Genomic DNA, 22619 nt, shown 5'->3' with positions numbered 1-22619 from the left:
CTGACTGTGCGCACAAAAACACAAAGAAAAAGTTGGCGATAATGAATAGCTTGGCTTAAACTTGGTTTTGTACATGTTTATCTAATTGATTGTGCAAGTATTTCTGTTTTCGCTACTGTTGAAAGTAGCTTGGTATAACACAGCTTTGAGGAAAGTTTATGGCGCTCACAAAAGCCGATTTGGCGGAGAACCTGTTTGAAAAGCTTGGATTAAGCAAGCGAGACGCCAAGGATACAGTAGAGGTGTTTTTTGAGGAAATTCGAAAAGCATTGGAAAGTGGCGAGCAGGTTAAATTATCTGGTTTTGGTAATTTCGATTTAAGAGACAAAAGCGAAAGACCAGGACGTAACCCTAAAACAGGGGAAGACATCCCGATAAGCGCACGACGTGTGGTGACTTTTAGGCCTGGGCAGAAGCTCAAAGCGCGGGTTGAACAAATTGAAAGTCTTGACGAATAACACAAAGGCCACCATGTAGGTGGCCTTTGTGCTTTTTAATAATCGGGTTTGCTTCTGCCCACCGAGGCTGTATGGAAGCGCTTCGGTGGCAATTTCGGTGTGCTTATTGCCAGCGTATGTGAGTGCCCAGAGCCGTGCTTAGGGCTCATGCAACCTGAGGTTTGGCAACCCACACCTATGATGTAGACGCGTGTAATCGAGGCGTTTCGAGCAAAAACATCAAGGGGGCAGACAAATAACCTTGCCAAGCCTTTTGGTATAAAGACGCTGATCCGCTTCGATATTGAGCAATTTGATTTTGCTCTTGAATGGACAGAGCACGGTTCTCTGCGCGAGCAGTACGCTCTATGCGCTGAATGTTCTGATAGCCATCGTGCTCTGGGCCATTTTTTATTGCAGAAATTTTGTTTAAGTGCAGCTGTACTTCAACAATAAGGTCACTGCTAGGCAAGCGCAACAGTAGGTTTATATCACGATATCCCGATGGCTTGGGGTTTTTAAAGCGGTTTTTTATTTGAACCAGTTGTGCGCGCTGCGACAAGGCGTCAAAACTAGCCACCAACTCGGGAATGGAATTGGCGATTAAACTGCCACGGACAATGTCGGTGAGTCCTCGAGCTTCACCTTGTAATTTGTCTGAGATTTTTTGCTGCGCGCGTTGTGATGTTTTGATCGGCGCCATCATCGCACTCACTCTGGCTTGTTGTGACACAACGAGTAACAGCCCCTCAAGTTCATCTTGTGCTGTTGGCGCCAGTGACATCAACGCGTCTAAAGTCTCGACCGGTTGGTGTTGCGAACTTATTGCTAGTTGCCCACCGGCGTGTGAGGTATGGCCATCATTGTAGCCGATTCGGTAGAGGGCTTTTAATGATTGTTGAAAATGTCGACTTTGTTGGGCGGTTAAACTTGGTCGAGTGACTGCGGTGTGTTGCCCGCGGCTTGCTCCCTGTGTCACACCCGGTGCGTGAGTCACACTGGATGGAAGAATATGAGGAGTCGATGCTAAGCTCCCACCACTCATGGCAAGCATCAAGAGTAAGCTGTGTCGAAGAAATACACTCATTTCTTCTCCTTAGGTGTTGTTGATTAAATGGGGACGCTAAAGTAACAACACATCAAGCTTGATTATTTTCGTCAATCTACATCGTGATTATCGATTGTCTTTCTGATATGAACGTTTTACCATTTTTGCGTATTTCAAAGTAAGCAGAGAGTAAAAAATGAGTCAGAATGATGCGTTTTGGCAAGAAAAGTGGGCCAGTAATCAGATTGGTTTTCACTTGCCCGACCCAAACCCACTATTAACACAACATTGGTCTGCCTTAGAGCCAGAGTATGAGCAAACCGTGTTGGTTCCTCTTTGTGGTAAGTCTGAAGATATCGACTGGTTAGCTGAGCGTCATCAGCGAGTGATTGGCGTTGAACTGACCAAAATCGCGGTACGAGCCTATTTTGCTGAGCGGTTTTACACTCCGATGGTATACAGCTTGAGTGGCCAACACGAAAAGTATCACTTTGACGAAGTGGAATTGATCCAAGGCGATTTTTTCACCGCTCCAACTGAGCCCGTTGATTTGATCTATGATCGAGCGGCGCTGATTGCACTCGATGAACAACAAAGGCAGCAATATAGCCAAACGCTGCTTCGTTGGTTAAAACCAGGCGGGAAAGTGCTGTTGATAAGCTTAGATTACCCACAATCTCAAATGGATGGCCCGCCATTTAGTGTGGGCGAATCCGAAATCGGCAAGCTTTTTAAAGGGCAAACAGTTACTAAACTTGCCGAATACGACCGGGTGAATAGTGATAAAAAAGCCATAGCCAATCAACTGACGTCTATGTTTGAAACCGTGTGGTTGATTGAGGGGTAATCCCTTTTTATCGAGTTTTTAACTCGCTAGTAGGGGGGCCAGTTAGCGAGTTAGGTTGGAATAAGTGACGGGTTGAGCTCCCTTAAAAACCATCAGCGCCAGAGGCCAAACTGGCGCATTTCTCTATTTTCGAATAAAGCCTGCCGTGTAATCACAAGCTGTGATAAATAAACTCACATCGCGTATTGATGGCAGCCATTGTATGTTGAGCGGCCTGTTGATGGCGGATCTTCCCTTGAGCGCTTTCGATTAAACACCAAGTTTTGATCTTCGTTTCATCTTTACCAGCCAGCCAAAGCAAGTTTATCGCGATTTGCAGTGGTGCCAAGCTCGGGTTAAAGGCCGCATTTTCTGCATAGGCACCTTGGAAAATACTCCCATCATCAAGCTCTATGGCGACGCCACTGATGTTGTCACTATAGGGAGCATAACTGCGGTTAAAGGCTTGCAGTGCCGCTTGCTCGACCTCTGAACCTTGAGGCAATTGATAACCGTGATCGATAGGCGACAGTAGAGGCGCCTTAATATTGAGATCATTGGGGCCAAAAGCATCAGGTAAGTAAGTGTGTAAACTGGCTTTGGGTTTATTGGGCAGTTGTATCGTTAAGTGAGCGGCACTGGTGAGTTCATTCATAAACTGTCGGCAGTGGCCGCAAGGGGTGTAGTTGACGGTAATATGAGTAATGTCCGTTTCACCCTTCATCCAAGCGTGGCTAATGGCAGATTGCTCGGCGTGAACCGTCTGGACCAGTTGTTGAGTGACAAACTCTAAGTTTCCGCCAAAGTAGAGATTACCGCTGCCACCGGTTGCTATTGCGCCAACTTTAAAATCAGAAATAGGCGGTTTTGAGGCAATGGCGGCAAAAGGGAGTAGTGATAATGTTAACTCGCTGTCGGTGAGATTCGTCGCTTGTTTCAATTGTTGAAATTGTTGAGCGGTTATGACGCCGGCAAAACTCTTCGCGTTCACGATTGGGCTTAGTGCGTCGGCAAGTTCTGGGCTGGCTTGTTGTAAAGCGTGATCAAATCGTTCTGTCATGTCGTCATCCTATCGATTACATGACTACATTGTAGAAAACCCATCGATATTTTTATTGAAACTGGTCACAAAAAAATATTTAAATTACAGTAGTTACACAAAAAGTTTGAATTAAGTCACGCTAATAACCAAACCATGGTGCAAGCCAGAGCGTAAAAGCAAACAAACTTGGCGCCAAAATCGAGGTGATAATGCCGCATAGCACCAAAGCCAGTGACGAGAAGGCCGCATCTTGCGGTTTCTTTTCTGCGCAAGTGGCTGTGCCAAGCGCATGGGAGACGTTGCCCATGGTCAAGCCCCGGGACAGACTGTGGCGGATCCCGATCAGACGATATATAGGGTAACCGAGAACAGCGCCAAATAAACCGACAATCACAACAAGGATAGCGGCAATCGAGGGCTCTCCGCCAAGGTCACCCACCACCGCCATGGCGATCGGCGTAGTAACCGATTTGCCCAATAAAGCCGCGATCAAAGACAGATCTAAATGGAACAACAAACCGATGACCAGCGAAGTGAGCATGGAAAGGAGGCTGCCAAGGGCACAAGTTAGCAAAATTATCCGCCACTGAGCTTTGATTTGATTGAGCTGTTCGTATAGAGGGTAAGCCAAAGCAACCACAGCGGGTTGCAGTAAGTCTCCTAGCCAATGGTTTTGTGCCAGATACACACTGTAATCGGTCGCAGTGATCATCAAGGCGCTAATCAGGATGATCAACGACAGCAGTAGCGGGTTAGTAAGCGGGTGGTTGACTTTTTGTGCAATAGCGCGAGTGAGCCAAAAGCAGAGGAGGGTTGCAATTAACCACATGTTTAGGCCCTTTGTTTAAGAAGGTGATCAACTAAGCGACTCAACACCACCATAACAATGGCACTGCCGCCCACAGCGCTGGCTAAAATACCCACCGCATTGTTGAGTAACAAGGGCAAGTGATCGATAAGACCGACACTAATGGGAATAAACAAGACCACCATATAGCGAATGAAAAGGCTGGCTGCCGGTTTGACCCACTCTACCGGTACTACGCCACTGACCAGTAACCCAAACAAAAAGATCATCCCTAAAACACTGCCAGGAATAGCCACACTACTCAAGGTTTGTAGGGTATTGCCAACCGCCAGTGCGGCGTAAATCAGCGCAAGGGAGCGGGTAAATTGCATGAAAGTCAACGCGGTTTGACGATAAGGACTCATGATGAAGCAAACCTCTGGATAAAAAGAGTGGATAATGGACTCAAACGTTTAACATTAGCGCACTCAACAAAGCAAAAACCGCCCTGAGTATAGCATTGATGCTAACGTTGAAAAAAGCTTGAGAACGACGGCTGTGTGTTCTTATAAAAAAGAGTGTAAAGCGTTATTCTACAAGCGATTTTCTCAACGCGGTTATCGGATGTTTAAACCCAAGTCGCGACATAACGACGTAGTGAGACCGGTATTACGATGCAATGGATTCGGTATAGCGATACACGGATTTGAGGATCGCCAACTTGTTTTCGTCATCGTGGTGTTGCTGAACTAATTGTTCGATTCGCGCTAAGTGATCCGGTAACGCATGAGTAAAATGCTCACGGCAGTGTTCGGCCCACTTTTCTTGTTCTTGCTGGTTTAAGCTCGCTGGGTAATTACGCGCTCGATAGCGAAACAACAAAGGTGTTAAACGCGGGTCGCTAAATTGAATGTCTAAGCCCTCTAAATTTTCAGGTTGGGTTGTGCGAACCACCGACATTGCCGCTTTGTCTGCAGAGGAGAAAAAGCCTTGGTAGAGTTGACTATCAACGTCATCATCAGCGGCAAAATCGGGTTGGTTTGAATAGAGGTCAACGACTTTATTGACCAATTCAGCGTGTTTGCGAAGCTGGGCTAAGTTATCAAGACACTGCTGCCTATCGATGCCAATATGCGCGGCATTGTCAGCGGTCAAGGTTTTGGCCGGGGCGAGAATCGGGCACTTATTTAGGTGGATCAATTTGAGCGGCACAGGTGACTTATCGCCCAATTGATCGCGCTTGGTGTAAAGTCGCTCGGCGAGTTGCTGTGCATCGAGTTCAAGTAAAGGCGATGGGTCTTTAGCCAAGTCGGCCACGATGACCGCGTTGTTATTGGTTGGGTGCCACGCGATAGGCACAACCCAACTGGTGTATTGACATTCTCTGCCCAACATGCCGGACACGTGCATGAGGGGGGTCATGTTAACGATGTCGACTAAACCATTGAGCTTGCGTTTGTGGCGCATAGATAAAAAGTAATCAAATAATTTAGGTTGAGCCGTTTTGACTTTTTTGGCCATTTCTATCGTGGCGATGACATCGGCGAGGGCATCGTGGGCATTCGCGTGCTCAATGCCGTTGGCAACGGAAAGGTGCTCGAGTTTAAAACTGGTAAAGCCATCGTCGTTTTCTGGCCATTCTATCCCTTCAGGACGCAAGGCATGACAAGCGCGCAGCACGTCAAGTAAATCCCAACGAGAATTGCCATTTTGCCAGCTCCATGCATAGGGGTCGATAAAATTGCGATAACACGTATAGCGAGTGACTTCATCGTCAAAACGAATATTGTTGTAGCCAAAGCTGGTGGTATTGGGCGTCGAAAGCTCTTGATGAATACGAGCAATAAACTCGCTTTCGATAAGGCCCTCTTGTTGGGCTTTTTGCGGCGTAATACCGGTGATCAAGGCCGCTTCTGGGTTGGGCAAATAATCGCTGGGTAGTTTGCAATACAGCACAACAGGCTCGCCAATGATGTTAAAGTCTTCATCGGTTCTGATCCCCGCAAACTGACTCGGCCTGTCTTTGGCGGGACTGGTGCCCCATGTTTCGTAATCAAAAACAAAAAATGTTGGCTTTTGCTCGCGGTTATCCGCTGGAGATGGCGCTCGGTTATTATCCAAATCAACCCCTTAATGAAATATAAAACGCGTTGTTTGTGTGTTTAGACGGTCAGCCATCTAAAGCGCAACTGCGTGCGCCACAAAACGAATGAGTCAATTTTACTGTAATAGACGCAGAGGTAAACAGGAAATTTCCTGTCTCGATAGACATTTACTCTGGCAGTGGTTAGTCTTTTACCATTCTACAACAAAGGTTATTTCAATTTTGAACGTCAATATGCTGAGTATCGATTACTTTGCTCAACGACATCGCCGTCGCCAGCGTCAATTCTTGTGTGTGATCAGCGTGCTGGTTTTGGCGATGATGTACTTGTATTTGGCGAGTGGCGAAGTGTGGGTATCACCGTTTTCTGTCCTTCACTCTCAAAACACAACCGGTTTAGCAGAAACACTGCTCTGGGAGATTCGCTTACCGCGTTTACTGTCGGCATTGTTGGTCGGGGCCAGCCTTGCAGTGAGTGGTGCGTGTTTACAGGTCCTGTTGGGCAATGCCCTTGCAGAGCCTGGTGTGCTGGGTATCTCTGGCGGTGCGAGTGTGCTTATGGTGATGGTGATGCTGTGCTTTCCACAATTTAATCAACCATGGGCATTAATGATGTGCGCCGTGCTTGGGGCGTTGCTGTTTACCTTAATCTTGCTTGGTATTAGCCGCCGATACCGCATGTCAACGTCACGCTTACTGCTGGTTGGCGTTGCGCTGGGTATTTTGTCTAGCGCTGGGATGACATGGGGGTTTTATTTTAGCGACCAACACAGTTTAAGACAGCTGATATATTGGCTAATGGGCAGCTTGAGTGGCAGTAGTTGGTCGTATTTGTGGGTCTCGTTGCTCATGTTCCCCGCGCTGTGTTGGCTGTTGTGTCAAGGACACGCCTTGGATCAATGGACCATGGGCGAGCAACATGCCCGACAACTTGGCTTGGCGACAGACCGTTTGCGTTGGCGCTTGATTATTGCCGTCGCGGTTTTAGTCGGAGGGGCGGTCGCCATTGCCGGTATTGTCAGTTTTGTTGGTTTGATTGTTCCTCATTTAGTGCGTTTGCTGTGTGGCGCACAGCATCGTTTTGTTTTGCTGTGCTCTGCATTAGGTGGCGCGCTTTTGGTTGGGCTATCTGATCTGGGGGCGCGTACCTTACTTGAGAGTGCCGAATTGCCACTGGGGGTTGTGACAACGTCACTTGGTGCGCCGGTCTTTATTTGGATGTTGATGAAACACTATGATCACCGTTAATCAATTGGGTTTAGCACCGCGTTTAGAACCGCTGGACTTTAGCTTGCCCTTGGGAAAAGTCTTGCATGTGATAGGTCCGAATGGGTGTGGAAAGAGCACGTTATTAAAATTGTTGTCCGGAGAGTTAACCGCATCGAGCCAAGGTAAAGTGTTGATAAATGCCCCCAGTTCGGCTTATCTCGATGTCAATAAGGCCCCATCGGCCTCCTCTGAGAGGGCGTTGTCTTTACTCGATGTTACCGTGAAAGAGCAAGCTCGTTATCGCGCTTATTTGAGTCAGCAATCAATGCCGAGTTTTGCCGTGCCTGTCTATCACTATTTGCACTTGAGCTGCCCTTCAAATGCCTCGCGAGCGAAGTGTGAAGAGGCAATGAATCAGGTAGTCGAGGCGTTGTCCTTAGCCGATAAGTTGGGGCAAGCCGTCACTCAGTTATCGGGTGGAGAGTGGCAACGAGTACGCCTTGCGGGCAGTGCGCTACAAGTGTGGCCCAGTTTGAATCCCGATGCCTGTTTGTGGCTACTCGATGAACCGGCGGCGCCGTTGGATGTTGCCCATGCCAATCAATGTCATCAGTTGATACAATCGATGGCTGATCAAGGTATTGGCGTGATCGTTGCCAATCACGATTTAAATCGCGCTTTATACCAAGGGCATTGGGTATTGATGTTGAAACAAGGCAAGCTTCAGGCATTAGGAGCGAGTGAGCAACAAATGACGGCACCAGCGCTATCGGCGTTGTACGATACCGAGGTGGTTCGAATTACCCATGAGCAGCAGGCTTACTTACTTTATCCAGCTCAGAAAACTGAACCTAGTTGAAGTCAAAGAGGAATGTGTGGCTCAATTCGCGCACAAAGCCGACAACACCAATGGTCTTGCGGCTTTGTGGTTGTCAATGACGGGAGGGCATGACAACGCGGGCTTTATACCAATTTAATGATAAGAAAAGGGGATGCCTTGTTCTCACGTTTTTCCCGCGCTCTCATAGACCACAGGCTTAGTGCAGATTGGTATTAGGCATCCATCAGCTGCGCTAAATCAGCGGGTCGGTAATAGACAGATTTTAGCACTTTACCAGCGCGGATCGTTTTTTCGTCGCTAAGGTGGTCTTGAGCGCACTTAACGATGAGATATTGGCCTTTTTCTATCGCTTCTACTTCGATGCCTTGCTGTTGATAAAAGGCGTGCGTTTCTTGGTACTCATCGAGGTTGCGACATACTTTACTCATGTTACTGCTGTGGACTTCGTCCCAACATGGCAGAAAATCAATCGCGCGGTTTTTCGCTACGTGCAACAGTAAGTCGATCACGTAACTGATGGCGAGATTATCTTCGCGCTGGCTGTGGCCTAAGTGAACCAGTCTCCCCATCAATACATAAACGGTGTCGATAATGGCATCGGCTTGTTCAACTTTGTTGTCGGCTTCAGCCAGTTCGGTTAACTCTTCAATCGCCAGTGAAGTATGTAATGTATCGGCGTTTTCATCGAGTGAGTCTGGTTGGTTGACGGGCAAATCAAAAGTGTGGCGAAACTCACTGATCGACTGGTATAAGTGGTCGAACAGCTCAGGAGTTAAAAGAGTCAGTTTCATGGTGATATCCATTAAAATCGTGAATTATTGTGGTTTGAACAAGTACGGGAATAACTGCTCGCGCTCGGCATCGGACAGTTGCGTCACTCGTTCAATATTTCTTTCGGGGATCGCCTCTGGATCCGGATAGTGTTTGAGCACTTTCTCCATACTGTCTTCACGGATCAAGTGAAAAACAGGGTAGGGAGAGCGGTTGGTGAGATTTTCATCGTCGTTGGCGTCTGTGCCAGCAAATTGATAATCAGGGTGAAATGTGGCTAATTGATACACGCCTTCCCAACCTTCATTGATAATAAGGCGCTCTATCCACTCAATAAATTGGTTGTACATCCAAAAGTCACTTAGTAAGCCGGGCACTACAACTAAAGTCGTGTCACGCTCGGTGGAGCTAAGTTCATCTAATTGCTTTAATTGAATTAGGATATCGTCAAGTAAGCGTTTTTCATCCGTCGCTTGACTGACCTCAATATGAATTTGACCGTTTCGTTGAGGTTTAGCGGCAAAGGGGCACAAGTTAAGACCAATGACCACTTGATTAAGCCAAGTGCTAATTTGCTGATGGACAAGCTCGCTGTCAATATGAGCCATGGTGTTACCTAGTTAAACGACAAAGTCTTATCATAACAAATTTTTTCATCGTGCGTTGCTTTCCTCGTCGATTGTCTCGCCGTTTGACACTGAATTGCCGTTTATATTTGCCAAGGCCGCGATTTTTGTAAAATCAGGCCGTTATTTAATCGCTGGCAGTGCCCGTGATGGCAACACGCTCTGGTGGGCTCAACGTGTAAGTGAGAGCAAAAAGCATCAGATAAAGCAATGAGGCAACTAGGGTGACGTCAAACCAGCCACCGTGTTGCCATGCCCAAAGCAATAAAAAGCCACCGAGGCTGCCACCGATGTAATAGTGAACCAAATACAAGGCCGAAGCCGTAGCCTTACCTTGTTCGGCCCAGCGACCAACCCAAGCGTAGGCCAGTGCGTGGGTAAAAAACGCGCCGCCACTGATCAAGAGCAAGCCGATGGCAAGCGAGAAAAGTGGGTCAAAACTGCAAGCGGCAAGCCCAATAACACTGATAAGACAACCCAGTCTCATTCCTTGTGGTGAGGTGAAATAGCGTTGCCAACGGCCGGTCATTCTGGCGCTGAACGTCCCACCCAAATAACCGAGGAAAATCAGTGAAGCGAGTCCTATGGGGAGTGAATAAGGAGCGCTGACCAAGCGAAACCCGACAACCGAGTACAAATTGACAAAGAGTGCAAAATTAACTCCGCCGATGAGCATGGCAAACCATAAGTTCGGTTGGCGAAAATGTTGGATAACAATGGCGATGTGGTGTGAAAAACGGGGCGTTTTGAGAGTGGTGTGTTCTTGTTCTGGTAATAGTTTCCAGACTAGGAGTACACCAAATAAAGAGAGAATCAACAGCGTTGCTATCGCCGTTTCAGGGTTGAAATATTGGGTTAGTAGGCCACCACACAAGCGTCCCATGATCCCACCAAAAGCATTGGCGGCTACGTAGCTCCCCATCGCATGGGCAAACGCATTGCTATCGAGCTCTTCTGCCATGTAAGCAACCGCAACAGAAGCAAATGCGGCCAAACTTATTCCCATGATGGCTCGCCAAAAGACTAAGGTGTAAAACGCTTCGCTCAATAATACGCCTAATGCCGTAAATGGAATAGCCAGTAGCCCATAGTGCATCATGCGGCGACGACTGTATTTTTCCGAAAGCAATGCCATGGGAATTAAGGCCATTGAGAGCCCGAGTGCAGTCGCGGCAAATAACAGATTGACTTGCGTTTCACTGATGGCGAAATGTTGAGCGTAAAAAGGCAGCATGGGTTGAAACAAATACAAATTAGCGAAGACAACAAAAGAGCCAATCGCAAGCGCGATGACAAGGCTGCGATAGCGAGGGCTGGCATAAGAAATCATGTGTGTTTCCTGTCATGGAGAGCGATGATAGGCTGAGTTGCCTTGTCAATTTGAGTTTACCCATGCCTTTCAACGCATTGGCAATATCAGTGTCAGCGGATAAAACCCTAACCTTGTGATCAGTGTAGCGGTCCAAAAGTAATTTAAAAAATATATTAAAACTATAACCAAAATATATTTTATATATGGATTTGTGTTCGGTGAATGGCGTCGTTTCGCGTTCACAACCGGATGGAAAAAGGATCGCCGATGGAAAGTAAAGCATTACGACATTTTGTACAGGTCGTCGAACAAGGCAGTGTGACTCAAGCGGCCAAAGTGCTGCACATTGCTCAACCGGCATTGAGTATTTCCATTCAAAAATTGGAAAAAAGTTTAGGCGTTAATCTATTTCGCCGTCACGATAAAACCCTTTCTTTGACGCAAGAAGGGCAAGTGTTACTGCCTCATGCGAAAAGAGTGTGCCAGCAGTTGCAAGATGCGAAGTGGGCGATCGACGAAATGAAGGGGCTGAAGAAGGGAGAAGTTCGGTTAGGTGCGCCGAGTATGATGGGGAGCTACTTTTTACCGCCTCTTATCATGGCGTTCAAACAGCGCTACCCGGATTTGAAAATTTCTCTGCTCGACGCCGGTACCCAATCTATACGACAAATGTTATTGGACGGGGAGTTAGATCTTGGTGTCATTATCGATGAAGAGGTGTCCGATAAACTGGTTACCGACCGACTTTTTTCGTCACCTATGGTGGCGGTTACGTCGTCAAATCATCCTTTGGCCAAGCAAAAAAGTGTGAGTTTTGACGATTTTTTCTCTTACCCACATGTGATGTTCAAACCGGGTTATTTTCATCGCGATTACTTGGATCGCATTGCTAAGCGTTATCAGTATCACGCTCACCTGGAGTTTGAAACCAATTTGCTTGCGGTTATTTTAACGTTAGTCAAAGCAGAGCAAGCTATTACGGCGTTATTAAAATTAGTGACTGATAATGAACCCGATCTGGCCGCAATCCCATTTGAGCACGCTGTGCCGGTAGATTTGGCATTGGCATGGCGCACCGATGGTTATTTGTCTTTGGCCGACCGAGCTTTTATTGATTTTGTCAAAGAGTGGGTTGATAAGTATCAATAAGCGCAGAACACAAAAAGGGCTAACCGTTGCAATGCCTTATCATCAGAGAAAGAGGCGTGGTGTTGTACTTTGAATAATTAACGCTTGTATAACGTATCAAATTTTTTGGGCTGCCAGCCAATCATCAGTTGATCGCCAATTTTTAGTACCGGTACTGAGCGCGCCCCTAGCGCATCGAGTTCCTTGCGACCGCGTTGCATTTTGGCATTGCACAAACGATAGCTTATCCCCTTGGCATCAAGATATCGTTGGGCATCTTTACAGTGAGGGCATTTGTCTTTGATGTAGAGTACAACTCGTTTCATGATTAGACTTTCATTGGGTATCGATGTGGTTGAAGGCGAAATGATACCCTAGCTTGAGAAGGGATTAAAGTGACTTGTTTACAGGGACGTTCATTATGATGAGGAACGTTTCCACTGGGGGCTTAACCTGGACCTTCAATACGTACCAGTGAGGGGATAGCAGACTGACCTTGGTGAAAACTATCAGGTATTTGTGCACGCAGTTTGGCCGTGGCGCGATTATGGCCAAAGTTTTGCTCGAGCAAAGTCAGGTGGTGGTCGGCACTTTGCCATTGTTGTTCTCGAACTGCAATCATCGCGAGGTTAAGGTGAGCACGAGTATTGAGCGGAGCAAATTCGATCAATTCGGTGAGCACTTTTTTGGCATGCCCCCAGCGTTGGTCGGATAAGGCGCACAACGCCGCGTTTTCTAACTCTACTTGAAACTGCCTACTTTCTAACGCAAACGGCGGCGCTGCCCAGAGGGTGAGCGCCTGTGAGATGTCACCTTGAAGACAAAGTACACTGGCGTAGTGATTTTTGAGCCCTGGCAGGTGAGGGTCTTGTAAAAACGCTTTTTCAAACCACTCCTTCGCGCGCCGACTGTGACCGGTTTTTAGCGCGTAACGGGCGTGAAACCACATAATTTGACTGTTGTTTTTAGGATCGAACTTTTTGAGGTGTTGCCATGCGCGTTGTGGTTGGTTGTTTTTCAGATATTGGTCTATTAAAGCGAAATGCGTTTGTGTTGTCGCCTCAAGGTTCAAAGACGTAGCTGAATTTGGCTGGTGACTGCAGGCAGAAATGAGTAGAGATAAAAAGAGTATTTTTTTCATTACAAGTCACTTGGTTCGTTGTCATCTTTTAACGTTAGCAAAGTTTGACCAAGTGGGAGATTTGTCGTTGAAAATTGGAAGAGCGGTCGTATAAAGCGAGAAATTTATCGCGCCTTGTGTGAGCTAGGCGCGATAAAATCCACCGCTTTAATCGTCTTTTGTGAAAGCCTCTTCACTAAAATGATCCAAGTCATAAGGCGTTTGTTGATAAACACAATAGTTGAGCCAATTTGAGAATAATAAATGCCCATGACTGCGCCAACTTGCTCGAGGTGGCTGTTGAGGATCGTTGTTGGGGTAATAATTCACGGGAATCGTGGGGTCTTGACCTTCGCCTTTATCTCGGACGTACTCGTTGTGTAACGTCGTCGCGTCATACTCTGGGTGCCCAGTCACAAAAACGTGACGCTTGTCTTTCGTTGAAGCCAGATAGACACCGGCTTGATCTGAAGTGGCCAGAATGTCGAGGTCGGTGTTGTTTTTTAAGTACTCACTAGAGAAATCGGCATAACGTGAGTGCGGCGCTAAGAAACAATCATCAAAGCCTCGCATGAGTAAGTGGTACGGCTCTAGGTTGTCGTGTTCGTAAACGCCAGACAGTTTTTCTTTGCGAGTACGTTTAGGCAAATCGTAGAGCAATTTTAATCCCGCCTGTGCTGCCCAGCACACATACAGCGTCGATGTGACGTGATTTTTAGCCCAGTTGAGGATGGTTTCAAGGTGGTCCCAATAAACGACGTCTTCAAATTGCACTAAGCCAAGTGGCGCACCTGTTATGATCAGCCCGTCAAAGTTACGGTTTTGTACGGCTTCAAATTGGCGGTAAAAGTTATTGAGATGCTCTTCTGGGGTATTTTTACTCGGTCGATTGTCAATACGTAGTAACTCAACGTCTACCTGCAGTGGACTGTTGGACAGCAAGCGCAAAAATTGAGTTTCTGTTTCAATTTTTTTCGGCATTAGGTTAAGGATCAATACCCTCAATGGACGTATTTCCTGACTTGCCGCACGGCTTTCGTTCATGGTGAAGATGTTTTCCTTGCGCAAAATATCGGTGGCAGGAAGTTGATCGGGTATACGTATTGGCACAAGCTTCTCCGTTGCTATTTACTTCTGGACGTCTAAACATCTATAAGTTACTGCATTTTTTTTGTGATGTCGATAGGTGATTGGGGCTAATTTTGCACAGTTCATCCAGAGTCAATGAAGAGTGTTTGCGCTGGTCATACTTTGTGCTTACTATTCATAAATCGAAAGTTAACAATATTTTAGAGTGGCTTGGATGGTAAACATTTTTATTGTTCTCATTGTGCTAGTCGGCTTTTTTTTCTTGATTCAACGCTATGTCCTCAAAACCGAGGAAGATGGCTCTCATCGGTATCGATTGAATAAAGCGATCCTCAATCCAAATGAAGTGGCGTTTCTCAATGCACTAAAAGCTGCCGTTGGCGAGCAAGCGGTCATTTTGGCTAAGGTGAACATGCTCAATGTCGTTAATGCCAATGAAACTGCGAATAAAAAGCAACGTTTTATTGCCACAAACCGTATTTCTCGTTTGTATTTTGATTTTTTGGTTTGTGATCCCCGCACTTTACAACCTCGTGTGGTGATTGAGCTTGATAATGGTAAGCCGCTAGATAAGCAAAAAGTAGAACGCGAAACGGTATTGATAAAAGTCTGTAAGTCAGCAAACTTGCCTTTGATCGGAGCCTCGGTGAAACACAGTTACCAAGTTTCTCGGTTACGCCGGTTATTGGCCGCGCACATTGATCTGATTGAAGAGGACAAAGAGATTCGCTTTTGTAAAAAGTGTGGCAGTCCAATGGTTATCCGTGTTGCTTCACAAGGTGAGTTCAAAGGTCGCCGATTTTTTACTTGCAGTCGTCAACCTCATTGCCGTTACACCGAGAACTACAACGTGGTGTATGAAAGTGAGCGTGAAAATCGCCAAGTGGATGTGGATGATTTGTGGCAAGAGTAAGTTTTTGTGCGATTGATCATGTGCTTAGCGATGTGTTTGCTCAAAATCGAAGCAAAGTGTTCATTCTAGAAGCAAACTCACCAAAAAATGAAATTTTCTCTTGCACCAGTGCGTTGCAGTGGGTAATATCAGCCTCGTTCCCAAGAGAGCGTCTGTAGCTCAGCTGGTTAGAGTATCGCCTTGACATGGCGGGGGTCGGTGGTTCGAGTCCACTCAGACGCACCATCTTTCTTGAGAGCAGTACTTATCGGTTATGCGTCTGTAGCTCAGCTGGTTAGAGTACCGCCTTGACATGGCGGGGGTCGGTGGTTCGAGTCCACTCAGACGCACCACGTCTAACGATAAGTGAAAATTTGGGTCCGTAGCTCAGTTGGTTAGAGTACTACCTTGACATGGTAGGGGTCGGCGATTCGAGTTCGCCCGGACCCACCAAATTTCGCTCTTTGAGCCTAAAAAGCCCGCTTTAACAGCGGGCTTTTTTGTATCTGATACGCTTTTGTCACCTCATATCCATTTTCTAACTCATGACCCCATAATACGACAGTAGCAATGGGTGAGTTTGCTCACGATGGCGGCTTGTTTTTTGGACGGTTTTAACAAGGTCACGCTATAATTACCACTCTCAACTCACCTTGTAAAAACCAATGATAAAAAGAATAAAGTACATCAACTTACTGGTATCGTCTTTTGCATTGCTGGTTTTGTTTGCGTTGCCAACAAGTGCCACAGAGCCCTCTCATCAACCTGAAGACTTCTTCTCACTAAAAGCGCTGCAAGAGGCCCCTAAAAAAGCGTTGATGCCTATCGAAACGATGACGGCTACCGATGGTGTCGAGTTGGCATTTCGCGCTTATCTGCCTCAAGAGCCCAGCGCTATTGTGATATTTTATCACGGCGCTGGCGCTCACAGTGGTCTGTCATATCAGCATATTGGCGTCGGGCTGCGCGATCGCTTTTCAATTGGGGTGTATATGCCCGATATAAGAGGCCATGGTTTTTCACAAGGAGAGCGGGGAGATACGCCGAGTAAAGAACAAGTCTGGTCTGACATTAATACCATGGTTAATCAGATAAAAACGCGCTATCCCAAGGTGCCGATTTTTGTTGGTGGCCATTCGGCCGGTGCAGGATTAGCCCTCAATTATTCGAGTTGGGAGCACAAGTTAGCCGTTGAGGGGTATGTGTTTTTGGCGCCATATTGGGGGTATCGATCAAAAACGAGCCATGACCATGACGAGCGTTATCAATTTTCGACGGTTAAGGTCAGTCGCTTCATCTTACATGCCATAAGTGGCGGTTGGTTGTTTTCACATTCGAAAGCGGTTTATTTTCATTACCCAGCTCACGTGCTGGAGCAACACCCAGAAATAGTGACTTTTAATACGGTTGCCATGTCCAACGCCGTGACACCTTATGCCCCTGGGGAACAGTTATCAGGATTAAAGCGTGTAGGGCTTTGGATCGGCCGTCAAGATGAAGCGTTTGATGCAAAAAAGGTGATTGAGTTTAGCAAGCGCCATTACAATGTCAGTGTACAAGAAGAAACGGTGATGATTGAGGGTGAAAATCATTTCTCAATCTTACTGGAGGCATCAGAAAAGATTGGGCCTTGGATACTAAAATCGATTCATTAAGCCAAAGAAAAGTGTGCGGCTTACTCTACTGCTATAGCGAACGCCCCTTTGCTTAAAAAGGAGCTCATTGAACTTAATGACCATGGCGACGTAATAAACCCAAGTTGTGCATTTTTTGGAAACATTGTCATGAATCGATTCAACCCCAATAAGCTTTATCACAGCAAGTGGACCGCAATCACGCCTTTACAACGGGAAAAGCATTTTATCGTTTGTGAGGTGACTTTTACTGAGCAAGGAAGCGTTGAACACTGTGTTCTCGAAGCCGTCTATTCTGGCCGTCAATTCGACATTGATTGGCGCGTATTAAAAAATGCCAGTCAGTGGCAGCAGGGATGGAAATAATCATTGATTAACACGACCGATATAAGGCCAATCAAGTGGCTTGTAGAATCTGTGCTCTTTTGAGGTGACGCGCTATCTTGGCTTACCTTCTCCAATACATTGAGTTCATTGAGCATAGTGCAATGAACTCGACTTACCCATTATTCAGTTTGTTACTTTTGTTTACTCAAATTGGCAGGTTGTTTGGGCGGTTGGCAGGTTTGACACTGACGTTTTTTCCCCGTCAGCAAGTATGAAATAGCGTACCTGTGCTTAGCAAAAAACCGATAACCACCATCGGCAACCACTCGAATAAGGGGCCAGCGCAGTGGGGCATAAATCCAGCCCAGCCCAACGGCTTTCCACGCTTGGTGTGTGACATCCAAGCCACTGATGAGCGTTCCGTTATCAAGTAATGCATGAATTCTGGCGTTGAGTTGATGCCAATCAAGATTGGGGTAATCGCGATGAAACTCAGCGGATTGAATATCAACCAGAGTTAATCTTTGCTGCTTATCGCGCTTTTTTAAATGGCGCATTTCAGCGAGGCAGAGCGGACAGGCACCGTCGTAAAATATAATCATCATTCTATCTCATGGCTGTTTGAAAATCGTGGTGTTAAGTGTGGTTGAACACTCGTGATTGATTGAGGCTTTGTGTCACTAAACTTAAATTAGATATGTTTTTTTACGATAAAAAAAACGATTTGGATGACTTGTGTTCGCCAAATTTTGCCTCCACAATTAAGCGGTTAAAGAAAAGAGGAATGACAATGTCAAATTTACAAGTGGCAACATTGGCAGGCGGCTGTTTTTGGTGTATCGAGTCTGCGTTTAATACAGTTGAAGGGGTAATTAGTGCGGTTTCTGGCTACGCAGGTGGAGAGACTCCAGACCCGACTTATGAGCAAGTGTGTACTGGCCAGACCGGTCATGCGGAAGTGGTGCAGGTGACTTTTGACGCGGAATTGATCCGTTATCGAGAAGTGCTAGAAATCTTTTTTGCGCTCCACAACCCGACCCAATTAAATCGCCAAGGCAATGACGTTGGCACCCAATACCGCAGTGCGATTTTTTATCACGACGACCAACAAAAAGCGGCTGCTGAAGCGATCATTGCCGAAATGAGTCAAGAGAAGATTTGGCCGGATCCTGTTGTCACGGAAGTGGTGGCGATCAACAATTACTACCCAGCGGAAGATTATCATCAAGATTATTTTAAAAATAATCCACAAAATCAGTACTGTTCTTTAGTCGTTGCTCCAAAACTCGCTAAATTTAAACAGACTTTTGCCTCTCGTTTACGCTCAGATGCCTGAGTCATCTCCAATGTAGATGCTGCTTAGACCATCGCGATAAATGACCATGCCCTCGGCGCTCGACTGCGTCTGGGGGATTGTCGTTTTTGTGATGCTTGCCGATTGAATTTCGACATCACTGCCTTCTTGCTCTGCCTACAACGATGACCTTGATGGCGAAACTCCGCTTGTCTTTTGTGAGTCTTGTCGCCGAGCCCGCTTTAATTATCTTCGGTTCCCTCGCTTCACTCCGCCCCTGACGTTTTTATTATCGTTGCACTTTTTAGAACGGTTTGTTGGTTATAAAGCACTTTTTTGCCGTCATTGGTTGTGATTTAATCAAATTTAGTGATGTTTATTGTGTTGGCATTAACAGATTAAATATGCTGTGCCATGTCACCAAGCCTGTCACTAAAAAGGATCAATAAGCTTACCCCTGCCACGTTATATTGCGCGGTAGTGGGGCAATCAAAAGGATGCAAAACTATGGACGGTTTAAAAAACCAGTTAGTCAACTGGAAACTTCACCTCTTGGTGATCGGTATGTCGGTACTCGCTGAGCAAATTGGCGTTTTGAAAATTCCCTTATTCAGTGGCATTGTTATTGTCTTGTTGCCGCTTTTTTACGCTTTTATCTTCGGTTTATTACTTAACCCGAATGTCGTTAATAAAGCTAGGGCAGTACTGAGCACAGAGCAATCGAGCAAGGCAACCCCGATAATTATCATTTCTGTTCTGCCATTTTTAGCCAAGTTTGGCACTTTAATCGGGCCTTCGTTAGATAAAATCCTCGCCGTTGGGCCTGCCATGATTTTTCAAGAACTCGGTAACCTAGGCACTTTATTGATAGCCATGCCTATTGCTATTTTAGTTTTAAAAATGGGAAGAGAGTCTATAGGCGCTTGCTTTTCGATTGCTCGTGAGCCCAATATCGCCCTTATCTCAGACAAATACGGTCTAAAAAGCCCTGAAGGGATCGGCGTTATGGGGATCTACGTCATGGGCACCATGTTTGGTACCTTGTATTTTACGTTGCTCGCTTCTTTTTTGGCATCAACAGGTTGGTTTGATATTCGTGCGTTAGCGATGGCGTGTGGTGTGGGTAGTGGAAGTATGACGGCAGCTTGCTCTGCATCACTTGGCGAAGTGGTCCCTGAGTTGAAAAATGACATTCTCGCCTTGGCAGGCGCGAGCAATTTATTGACCAATGCCAGTGGTTTATTTGTTGGGCTATTTATTGCGCTGCCCTTAGCTGAAAAGCTGTATTCTTGGTGCTCATCTCTTAATACAACCTCAACAAAAGCGACGGCGGAGTAACACTTATGTCTGAATTAACGAGCAAAAATAACCCCAATAGTGCCATTAACTTAACCGATTATACCCAAGTGTTGGCGATTGTGTGTTTGGTTTCCTTATTGAGTAACTGGTCTGGTACGGGCATTGCGCCCTGGTCAGCACTGCCTGGTATGTTGATCTTGTTCTCGATGGTTGTGATCAGTTTGATCGTCGCGAAAGTGATGCCGTTTTATTTACCTTCTGTAGCCTGGTTATCAGTGATTAGTGTTGGCCTTACCTTACCGGTCTCACCACTGGCTCCGTGGATTTTGCAGCACTTGAGTAATATTTCATTTTTGAGTTTAGTGAGTCCGGTATTGGCCTATGCAGGATTGGCTATCAGTAAAAAAGAGATAACGACCTTTAAGTCAGCAGGGATAAAGATTGTTATTATTGCAGTCTTAGTCTTTACTGGGACTTATATTGGATCTGCAATTGTGGCGAATACCTTATTATAAAAGGGTCTCGGCTTTACTTTAATACCAATGAGACTTGACAGGGCAACCTGTGTGCTTGGGTTGCCTTTTAACAACAAGGAAGCGTTATTTCATGCTTGATTATGTACAAGAAAACTCTGATTTTCATTTGGATCTTACATCGTGGCGTCGTGATCTCCACGCCCATCCTGAGACGGCGTATCAAGAAATAAGAACGGCGAACTTTATCACACAAGTGCTCAGTGAATATGATGTTGAGTTGACGCAAGGATTAGCGGGGACCGGAGTCATTGCAACCATACATGGTGAATTGGGCGACGGCGATGCAATTGGATTGCGCGCCGATATGGATGCTTTGGATATCAGTGAACTCAATCAATTCGAGTATTGCTCGAATTACCCCGGAAAAATGCACGCTTGTGGGCATGATGGTCATACTGTTATGTTGCTAGGGGCGGCCATCTGCCTTGCGAAGTCTCGACAGTTTTATGGCAAAGTGCACTGTATTTTTCAGCCAGCAGAAGAAAATGAAGCTGGCGCCAAAGCCATGATTAAGGATGGCTTATTCGAGCGTTTTCCCATGAAAGCCGTCTATGGTTTACACAACTGGCCAGCGCTGCCTGTTGGGCAAGCGGCGGTGCATACTGGGCCCGTGATGGCGGCGTTTGATACTTTCGATTTAATCGTTAAAGGGGAAGGTGGCCATGGCGCCATGCCCAATCAAACCGTCGACCCCATTTATGCTGCAAGCTTGATAGTCAACGCACTGCAAAGCATTGTTAGCCGTAACTTAGACCCGCAAAAAGCCGGTGTGGTGAGTGTCACCCAGATCAACGCCGGGCACGCCTATAATGTCATTCCAGATTCGGTCAGTTTAAAAGGTACGACGCGCTCTTTTTGCCCTGAGGTTCGCGATCAACTCGAACAACGTATGACGGAGATAGTTGAGCACATTGCTAAGGCGCAAGGGTGTCAGGCGTCGTTAACCTATACCAGGCGGTACCCAGCAACCGTGAACCACGCCAAACAAGCAAAGCAGTGTTTTGCCGTACTGTCTGACATGGCTGAAATCTCACAGGTGTTATTGGACCCACCGGCGAGTATGGGGGGAGAAGACTTTGCTTTTATGCTTGAGCAATGCCCTGGCGCTTATATCTGGTTGGGGAGTGGTGATGACAGTCATGGCTATAATTTACATCATCCCCATTTCGACTTTAATGATGCGATCATTCCCCACGGCACTAACTTTTGGCTCAAGCTTGTCAAGCGCTTATTGTCGTCACCCACGGTCAATATCGATCAATAGGGCTAAAAGAGTGCGCTCAAGATAAGGACAGGTACGTCACCCACATTGAGAGAAAGAAACATGGACGAACGCGCACTAAAATACTTTGAAGTGGTGTACAAAACAGGAAGCATTCGCGCCGCATCAGAAGTGTTGCACGTTTCGCCTTCCGCCATCAGTCGCAAGGTAGCTCAACTCGAGGCACAACTCGATATTTCCTTAGTTGAGCGAGTCGGGCGGGGGATTAAACTCACCGAAGCTGGCAGTCAATTATTTGCTTTTATTCAAGATATCAACCAAAGGCAAAATGCCTTACTGACTAAGTTGTCAGAGCTGGATAACCTAAAAACCGGTACCTTGAGAATGTCGATTGGCGGCGGGTTTATTTCAGATTTTACCCATGGTGTCGTGAGTGAATTTAGCCGTTTATACCCCGGGGTAAAACTGGTATTAAATGTTGGTGGCGGTGATGAAGTCATCGACAGTATTTTGCATGATGAAGCGGATATTGGTGTATTGCTCAATGCGCAGTGTGACTCGAGAATTGAAGTTATTCACTCTTGTTTATTTCAGGCGCTTAGCTTGGTGATCCCCAATCAAAGTCAATGGGCTCATTGGCCTCAATGCACGGCTTCGCAACTGTCTGATATTCCTTTGGCGGTGTTGAATCAAACCTTTAGTATTCGCCGAGCGTTGGATCTCTACAGTGTCAGGCAAGGTGCCCGAATTAAAATCGCGCTGGAGTGTAACTCCTTTGATGTTGTCAAAAATTACGTCGAAGCGGGCTTAGGTGCCACGGTATTGCCTACCGTGTGTATTGCGAAAGAGCTTCGCCAGGGATTGTTTAAGGCGATTGATATTGAGGGCATGCATTCATTGGATACCAAGGTGGATATGGTGGTGCGGCGTGGCCGCGCTCATGGTGCTTCTGTCAATGCGATGAAACGGTGTATTATCAATCATATGCAAGCTTTTAATGTCGCTGGTGCCCCTCAACCTGGCGACGATTAACGATACTGGACTCACAGTTGTGACCGTGTCACTTAAACCGCGA

General features: G+C 46.4%; 25 protein-coding genes and 3 tRNA genes. 16 read left to right on the top strand and 12 right to left on the bottom strand.

Going from position 1 to position 22619, the window contains the following annotated elements:
* Positions 1-158: 158 nt before the first annotated feature.
* Positions 159-458: an integration host factor subunit alpha gene (ihfA, locus tag AB0763_RS07300; protein ID WP_306100089.1), complete on the top strand. Its 300-nt coding sequence runs from the start codon at positions 159-161 to the stop codon at positions 456-458.
* Between the two features lie 175 nt (positions 459-633).
* Here the strand turns inward: ihfA and AB0763_RS07295 are convergent, their stop codons facing one another.
* Positions 634-1524, bottom strand: a complete 891-nt coding sequence (locus tag AB0763_RS07295; RefSeq protein WP_306100088.1) for a phosphoribosylglycinamide formyltransferase — start codon at positions 1522-1524, stop codon at positions 634-636.
* Between the two features lie 157 nt (positions 1525-1681).
* Between AB0763_RS07295 and AB0763_RS07290 the strand changes: the two genes are divergently transcribed.
* Positions 1682-2332 (top strand): thiopurine S-methyltransferase, encoded by a 651-nt coding sequence (locus AB0763_RS07290; RefSeq protein WP_306100087.1) that lies wholly within the window; start codon positions 1682-1684, stop codon positions 2330-2332.
* 151 nt (positions 2333-2483) lie between these two features.
* On the opposite strand, the gene cdd is transcribed toward AB0763_RS07290, so the two are convergent.
* From cdd to sbcB, 4 genes are all read right to left on the bottom strand, one after another.
* A complete protein-coding gene (gene cdd / locus AB0763_RS07285; RefSeq protein WP_306100086.1) occupies positions 2484-3371 on the bottom strand; it encodes a cytidine deaminase in 888 nt (295 codons plus the stop codon).
* Positions 3372-3492: 121 nt separating this feature from the next.
* Complete coding sequence (locus tag AB0763_RS07280; RefSeq protein ID WP_306100085.1) at positions 3493-4182, bottom strand: LrgB family protein; 690 nt, start codon at positions 4180-4182, stop codon at positions 3493-3495.
* Positions 4183-4184: 2 nt separating this feature from the next.
* Positions 4185-4565, bottom strand: coding sequence for a CidA/LrgA family protein (locus AB0763_RS07275; RefSeq protein ID WP_306100084.1), 381 nt, complete (start codon positions 4563-4565; stop codon positions 4185-4187).
* Positions 4566-4809: 244 nt separating this feature from the next.
* On the bottom strand, positions 4810-6261 hold the full coding sequence (gene sbcB, locus AB0763_RS07270) for an exodeoxyribonuclease I (RefSeq protein ID WP_306100083.1): 1452 nt from the start codon (positions 6259-6261) through the stop codon (positions 4810-4812).
* Positions 6262-6478: 217 nt separating this feature from the next.
* On the opposite strand from sbcB, the gene btuC reads away from it, so the two are divergent.
* On the top strand, positions 6479-7492 hold the full coding sequence (btuC, locus tag AB0763_RS07265; RefSeq protein ID WP_306100124.1) for a vitamin B12 ABC transporter permease BtuC: 1014 nt from the start codon (positions 6479-6481) through the stop codon (positions 7490-7492).
* The gene (locus AB0763_RS07260) at positions 7479-8312 is read left to right on the top strand and encodes an ATP-binding cassette domain-containing protein (protein ID WP_306100082.1); all 834 of its coding nucleotides are present in this window, start codon (positions 7479-7481) and stop codon (positions 8310-8312) included. The genes btuC and AB0763_RS07260 overlap by 14 nt, the downstream gene beginning before the upstream one ends.
* A 194-nt stretch (positions 8313-8506) precedes the next feature.
* Here AB0763_RS07260 and AB0763_RS07255 read toward each other — a convergent pair whose 3' ends face one another.
* The 3 genes from AB0763_RS07255 to AB0763_RS07245 all read right to left on the bottom strand — a co-directional run bounded on the left by AB0763_RS07255 (position 8507) and on the right by AB0763_RS07245 (position 11021).
* Positions 8507-9085, bottom strand: coding sequence for a nucleoside triphosphate pyrophosphohydrolase family protein (locus tag AB0763_RS07255; RefSeq protein WP_306100081.1), 579 nt, complete (start codon positions 9083-9085; stop codon positions 8507-8509).
* Positions 9086-9109: 24 nt separating this feature from the next.
* Positions 9110-9664, bottom strand: a complete 555-nt coding sequence (locus AB0763_RS07250; RefSeq protein ID WP_306100123.1) for a DUF1415 domain-containing protein — start codon at positions 9662-9664, stop codon at positions 9110-9112.
* Between the two features lie 154 nt (positions 9665-9818).
* Positions 9819-11021: an MFS transporter gene (locus AB0763_RS07245; RefSeq protein ID WP_306100080.1), complete on the bottom strand. Its 1203-nt coding sequence runs from the start codon at positions 11019-11021 to the stop codon at positions 9819-9821.
* 249 nt (positions 11022-11270) lie between these two features.
* On the opposite strand from AB0763_RS07245, the gene AB0763_RS07240 reads away from it, so the two are divergent.
* Positions 11271-12152, top strand: coding sequence for a LysR family transcriptional regulator (locus tag AB0763_RS07240; protein ID WP_306100079.1), 882 nt, complete (start codon positions 11271-11273; stop codon positions 12150-12152).
* A gap of 77 nt (positions 12153-12229) precedes the next feature.
* On the opposite strand, the gene AB0763_RS07235 is transcribed toward AB0763_RS07240, so the two are convergent.
* From AB0763_RS07235 to metA, 3 genes are all read right to left on the bottom strand, one after another.
* Positions 12230-12457 (bottom strand): glutaredoxin family protein, encoded by a 228-nt coding sequence (locus AB0763_RS07235; RefSeq protein WP_306100078.1) that lies wholly within the window; start codon positions 12455-12457, stop codon positions 12230-12232.
* Between the two features lie 122 nt (positions 12458-12579).
* Complete coding sequence (locus AB0763_RS07230; RefSeq protein ID WP_306100077.1) at positions 12580-13272, bottom strand: hypothetical protein; 693 nt, start codon at positions 13270-13272, stop codon at positions 12580-12582.
* A 147-nt stretch (positions 13273-13419) separates the two neighbouring features.
* Positions 13420-14361, bottom strand: coding sequence for a homoserine O-succinyltransferase (metA, locus tag AB0763_RS07225; RefSeq protein ID WP_306100076.1), 942 nt, complete (start codon positions 14359-14361; stop codon positions 13420-13422).
* Positions 14362-14554: 193 nt separating this feature from the next.
* Here metA and AB0763_RS07220 point away from each other — a divergent pair, with 193 nt between their 5' ends.
* The 6 genes from AB0763_RS07220 to AB0763_RS07195 all read left to right on the top strand — a co-directional run bounded on the left by AB0763_RS07220 (position 14555) and on the right by AB0763_RS07195 (position 17232).
* Positions 14555-15253: a DUF2726 domain-containing protein gene (locus tag AB0763_RS07220; protein WP_306100075.1), complete on the top strand. Its 699-nt coding sequence runs from the start codon at positions 14555-14557 to the stop codon at positions 15251-15253.
* Positions 15254-15401: 148 nt separating this feature from the next.
* A tRNA-Val gene (locus AB0763_RS07215) sits at positions 15402-15478 on the top strand.
* A 30-nt stretch (positions 15479-15508) separates the two neighbouring features.
* Positions 15509-15585 (top strand) — tRNA-Val (locus tag AB0763_RS07210).
* A 23-nt stretch (positions 15586-15608) separates the two neighbouring features.
* Positions 15609-15685, top strand: a tRNA-Val gene (locus AB0763_RS07205).
* A 212-nt stretch (positions 15686-15897) separates the two neighbouring features.
* Positions 15898-16887, top strand: coding sequence for an alpha/beta fold hydrolase (locus AB0763_RS07200; RefSeq protein ID WP_306100074.1), 990 nt, complete (start codon positions 15898-15900; stop codon positions 16885-16887).
* A gap of 129 nt (positions 16888-17016) precedes the next feature.
* On the top strand, positions 17017-17232 hold the full coding sequence (locus AB0763_RS07195; protein WP_306100073.1) for a TIGR02450 family Trp-rich protein: 216 nt from the start codon (positions 17017-17019) through the stop codon (positions 17230-17232).
* Between the two features lie 152 nt (positions 17233-17384).
* Here the strand turns inward: AB0763_RS07195 and AB0763_RS07190 are convergent, their stop codons facing one another.
* Positions 17385-17798 (bottom strand): thiol-disulfide oxidoreductase DCC family protein, encoded by a 414-nt coding sequence (locus AB0763_RS07190; RefSeq protein ID WP_306100072.1) that lies wholly within the window; start codon positions 17796-17798, stop codon positions 17385-17387.
* Positions 17799-17983: 185 nt separating this feature from the next.
* Here AB0763_RS07190 and msrA point away from each other — a divergent pair, with 185 nt between their 5' ends.
* The 5 genes from msrA (at position 17984) to AB0763_RS07165 (ending at position 22576) form a co-directional block, all read left to right on the top strand.
* Entirely contained in the window at positions 17984-18529 is a 546-nt protein-coding gene (msrA, locus tag AB0763_RS07185; protein ID WP_306100071.1) for a peptide-methionine (S)-S-oxide reductase MsrA, read from the top strand.
* Between the two features lie 465 nt (positions 18530-18994).
* On the top strand, positions 18995-19825 hold the full coding sequence (locus AB0763_RS07180; RefSeq protein WP_306100070.1) for a DUF3100 domain-containing protein: 831 nt from the start codon (positions 18995-18997) through the stop codon (positions 19823-19825).
* 5 nt (positions 19826-19830) lie between these two features.
* Positions 19831-20301, top strand: a complete 471-nt coding sequence (locus AB0763_RS07175) for a hypothetical protein (protein WP_306100069.1) — start codon at positions 19831-19833, stop codon at positions 20299-20301.
* Positions 20302-20392: 91 nt separating this feature from the next.
* Positions 20393-21586 carry a M20 aminoacylase family protein gene (locus AB0763_RS07170; RefSeq protein ID WP_306100068.1) on the top strand — a complete coding sequence of 398 codons (1194 nt, stop codon included), beginning with the start codon at positions 20393-20395 and terminating at the stop codon, positions 21584-21586.
* A 60-nt stretch (positions 21587-21646) separates the two neighbouring features.
* Positions 21647-22576, top strand: a complete 930-nt coding sequence (locus AB0763_RS07165) for a LysR family transcriptional regulator (RefSeq protein ID WP_306100067.1) — start codon at positions 21647-21649, stop codon at positions 22574-22576.
* Positions 22577-22619 lie beyond the last annotated feature (43 nt).

The organism is Vibrio sp. HB236076, from assembly GCF_040957575.1.
In the GTDB taxonomy this organism is placed as follows: domain Bacteria; phylum Pseudomonadota; class Gammaproteobacteria; order Enterobacterales; family Vibrionaceae; genus Vibrio.
The sequence above is the reverse complement of the archived record's forward strand: the minus strand, read 5'-3'. Positions and strand labels throughout refer to the sequence as shown.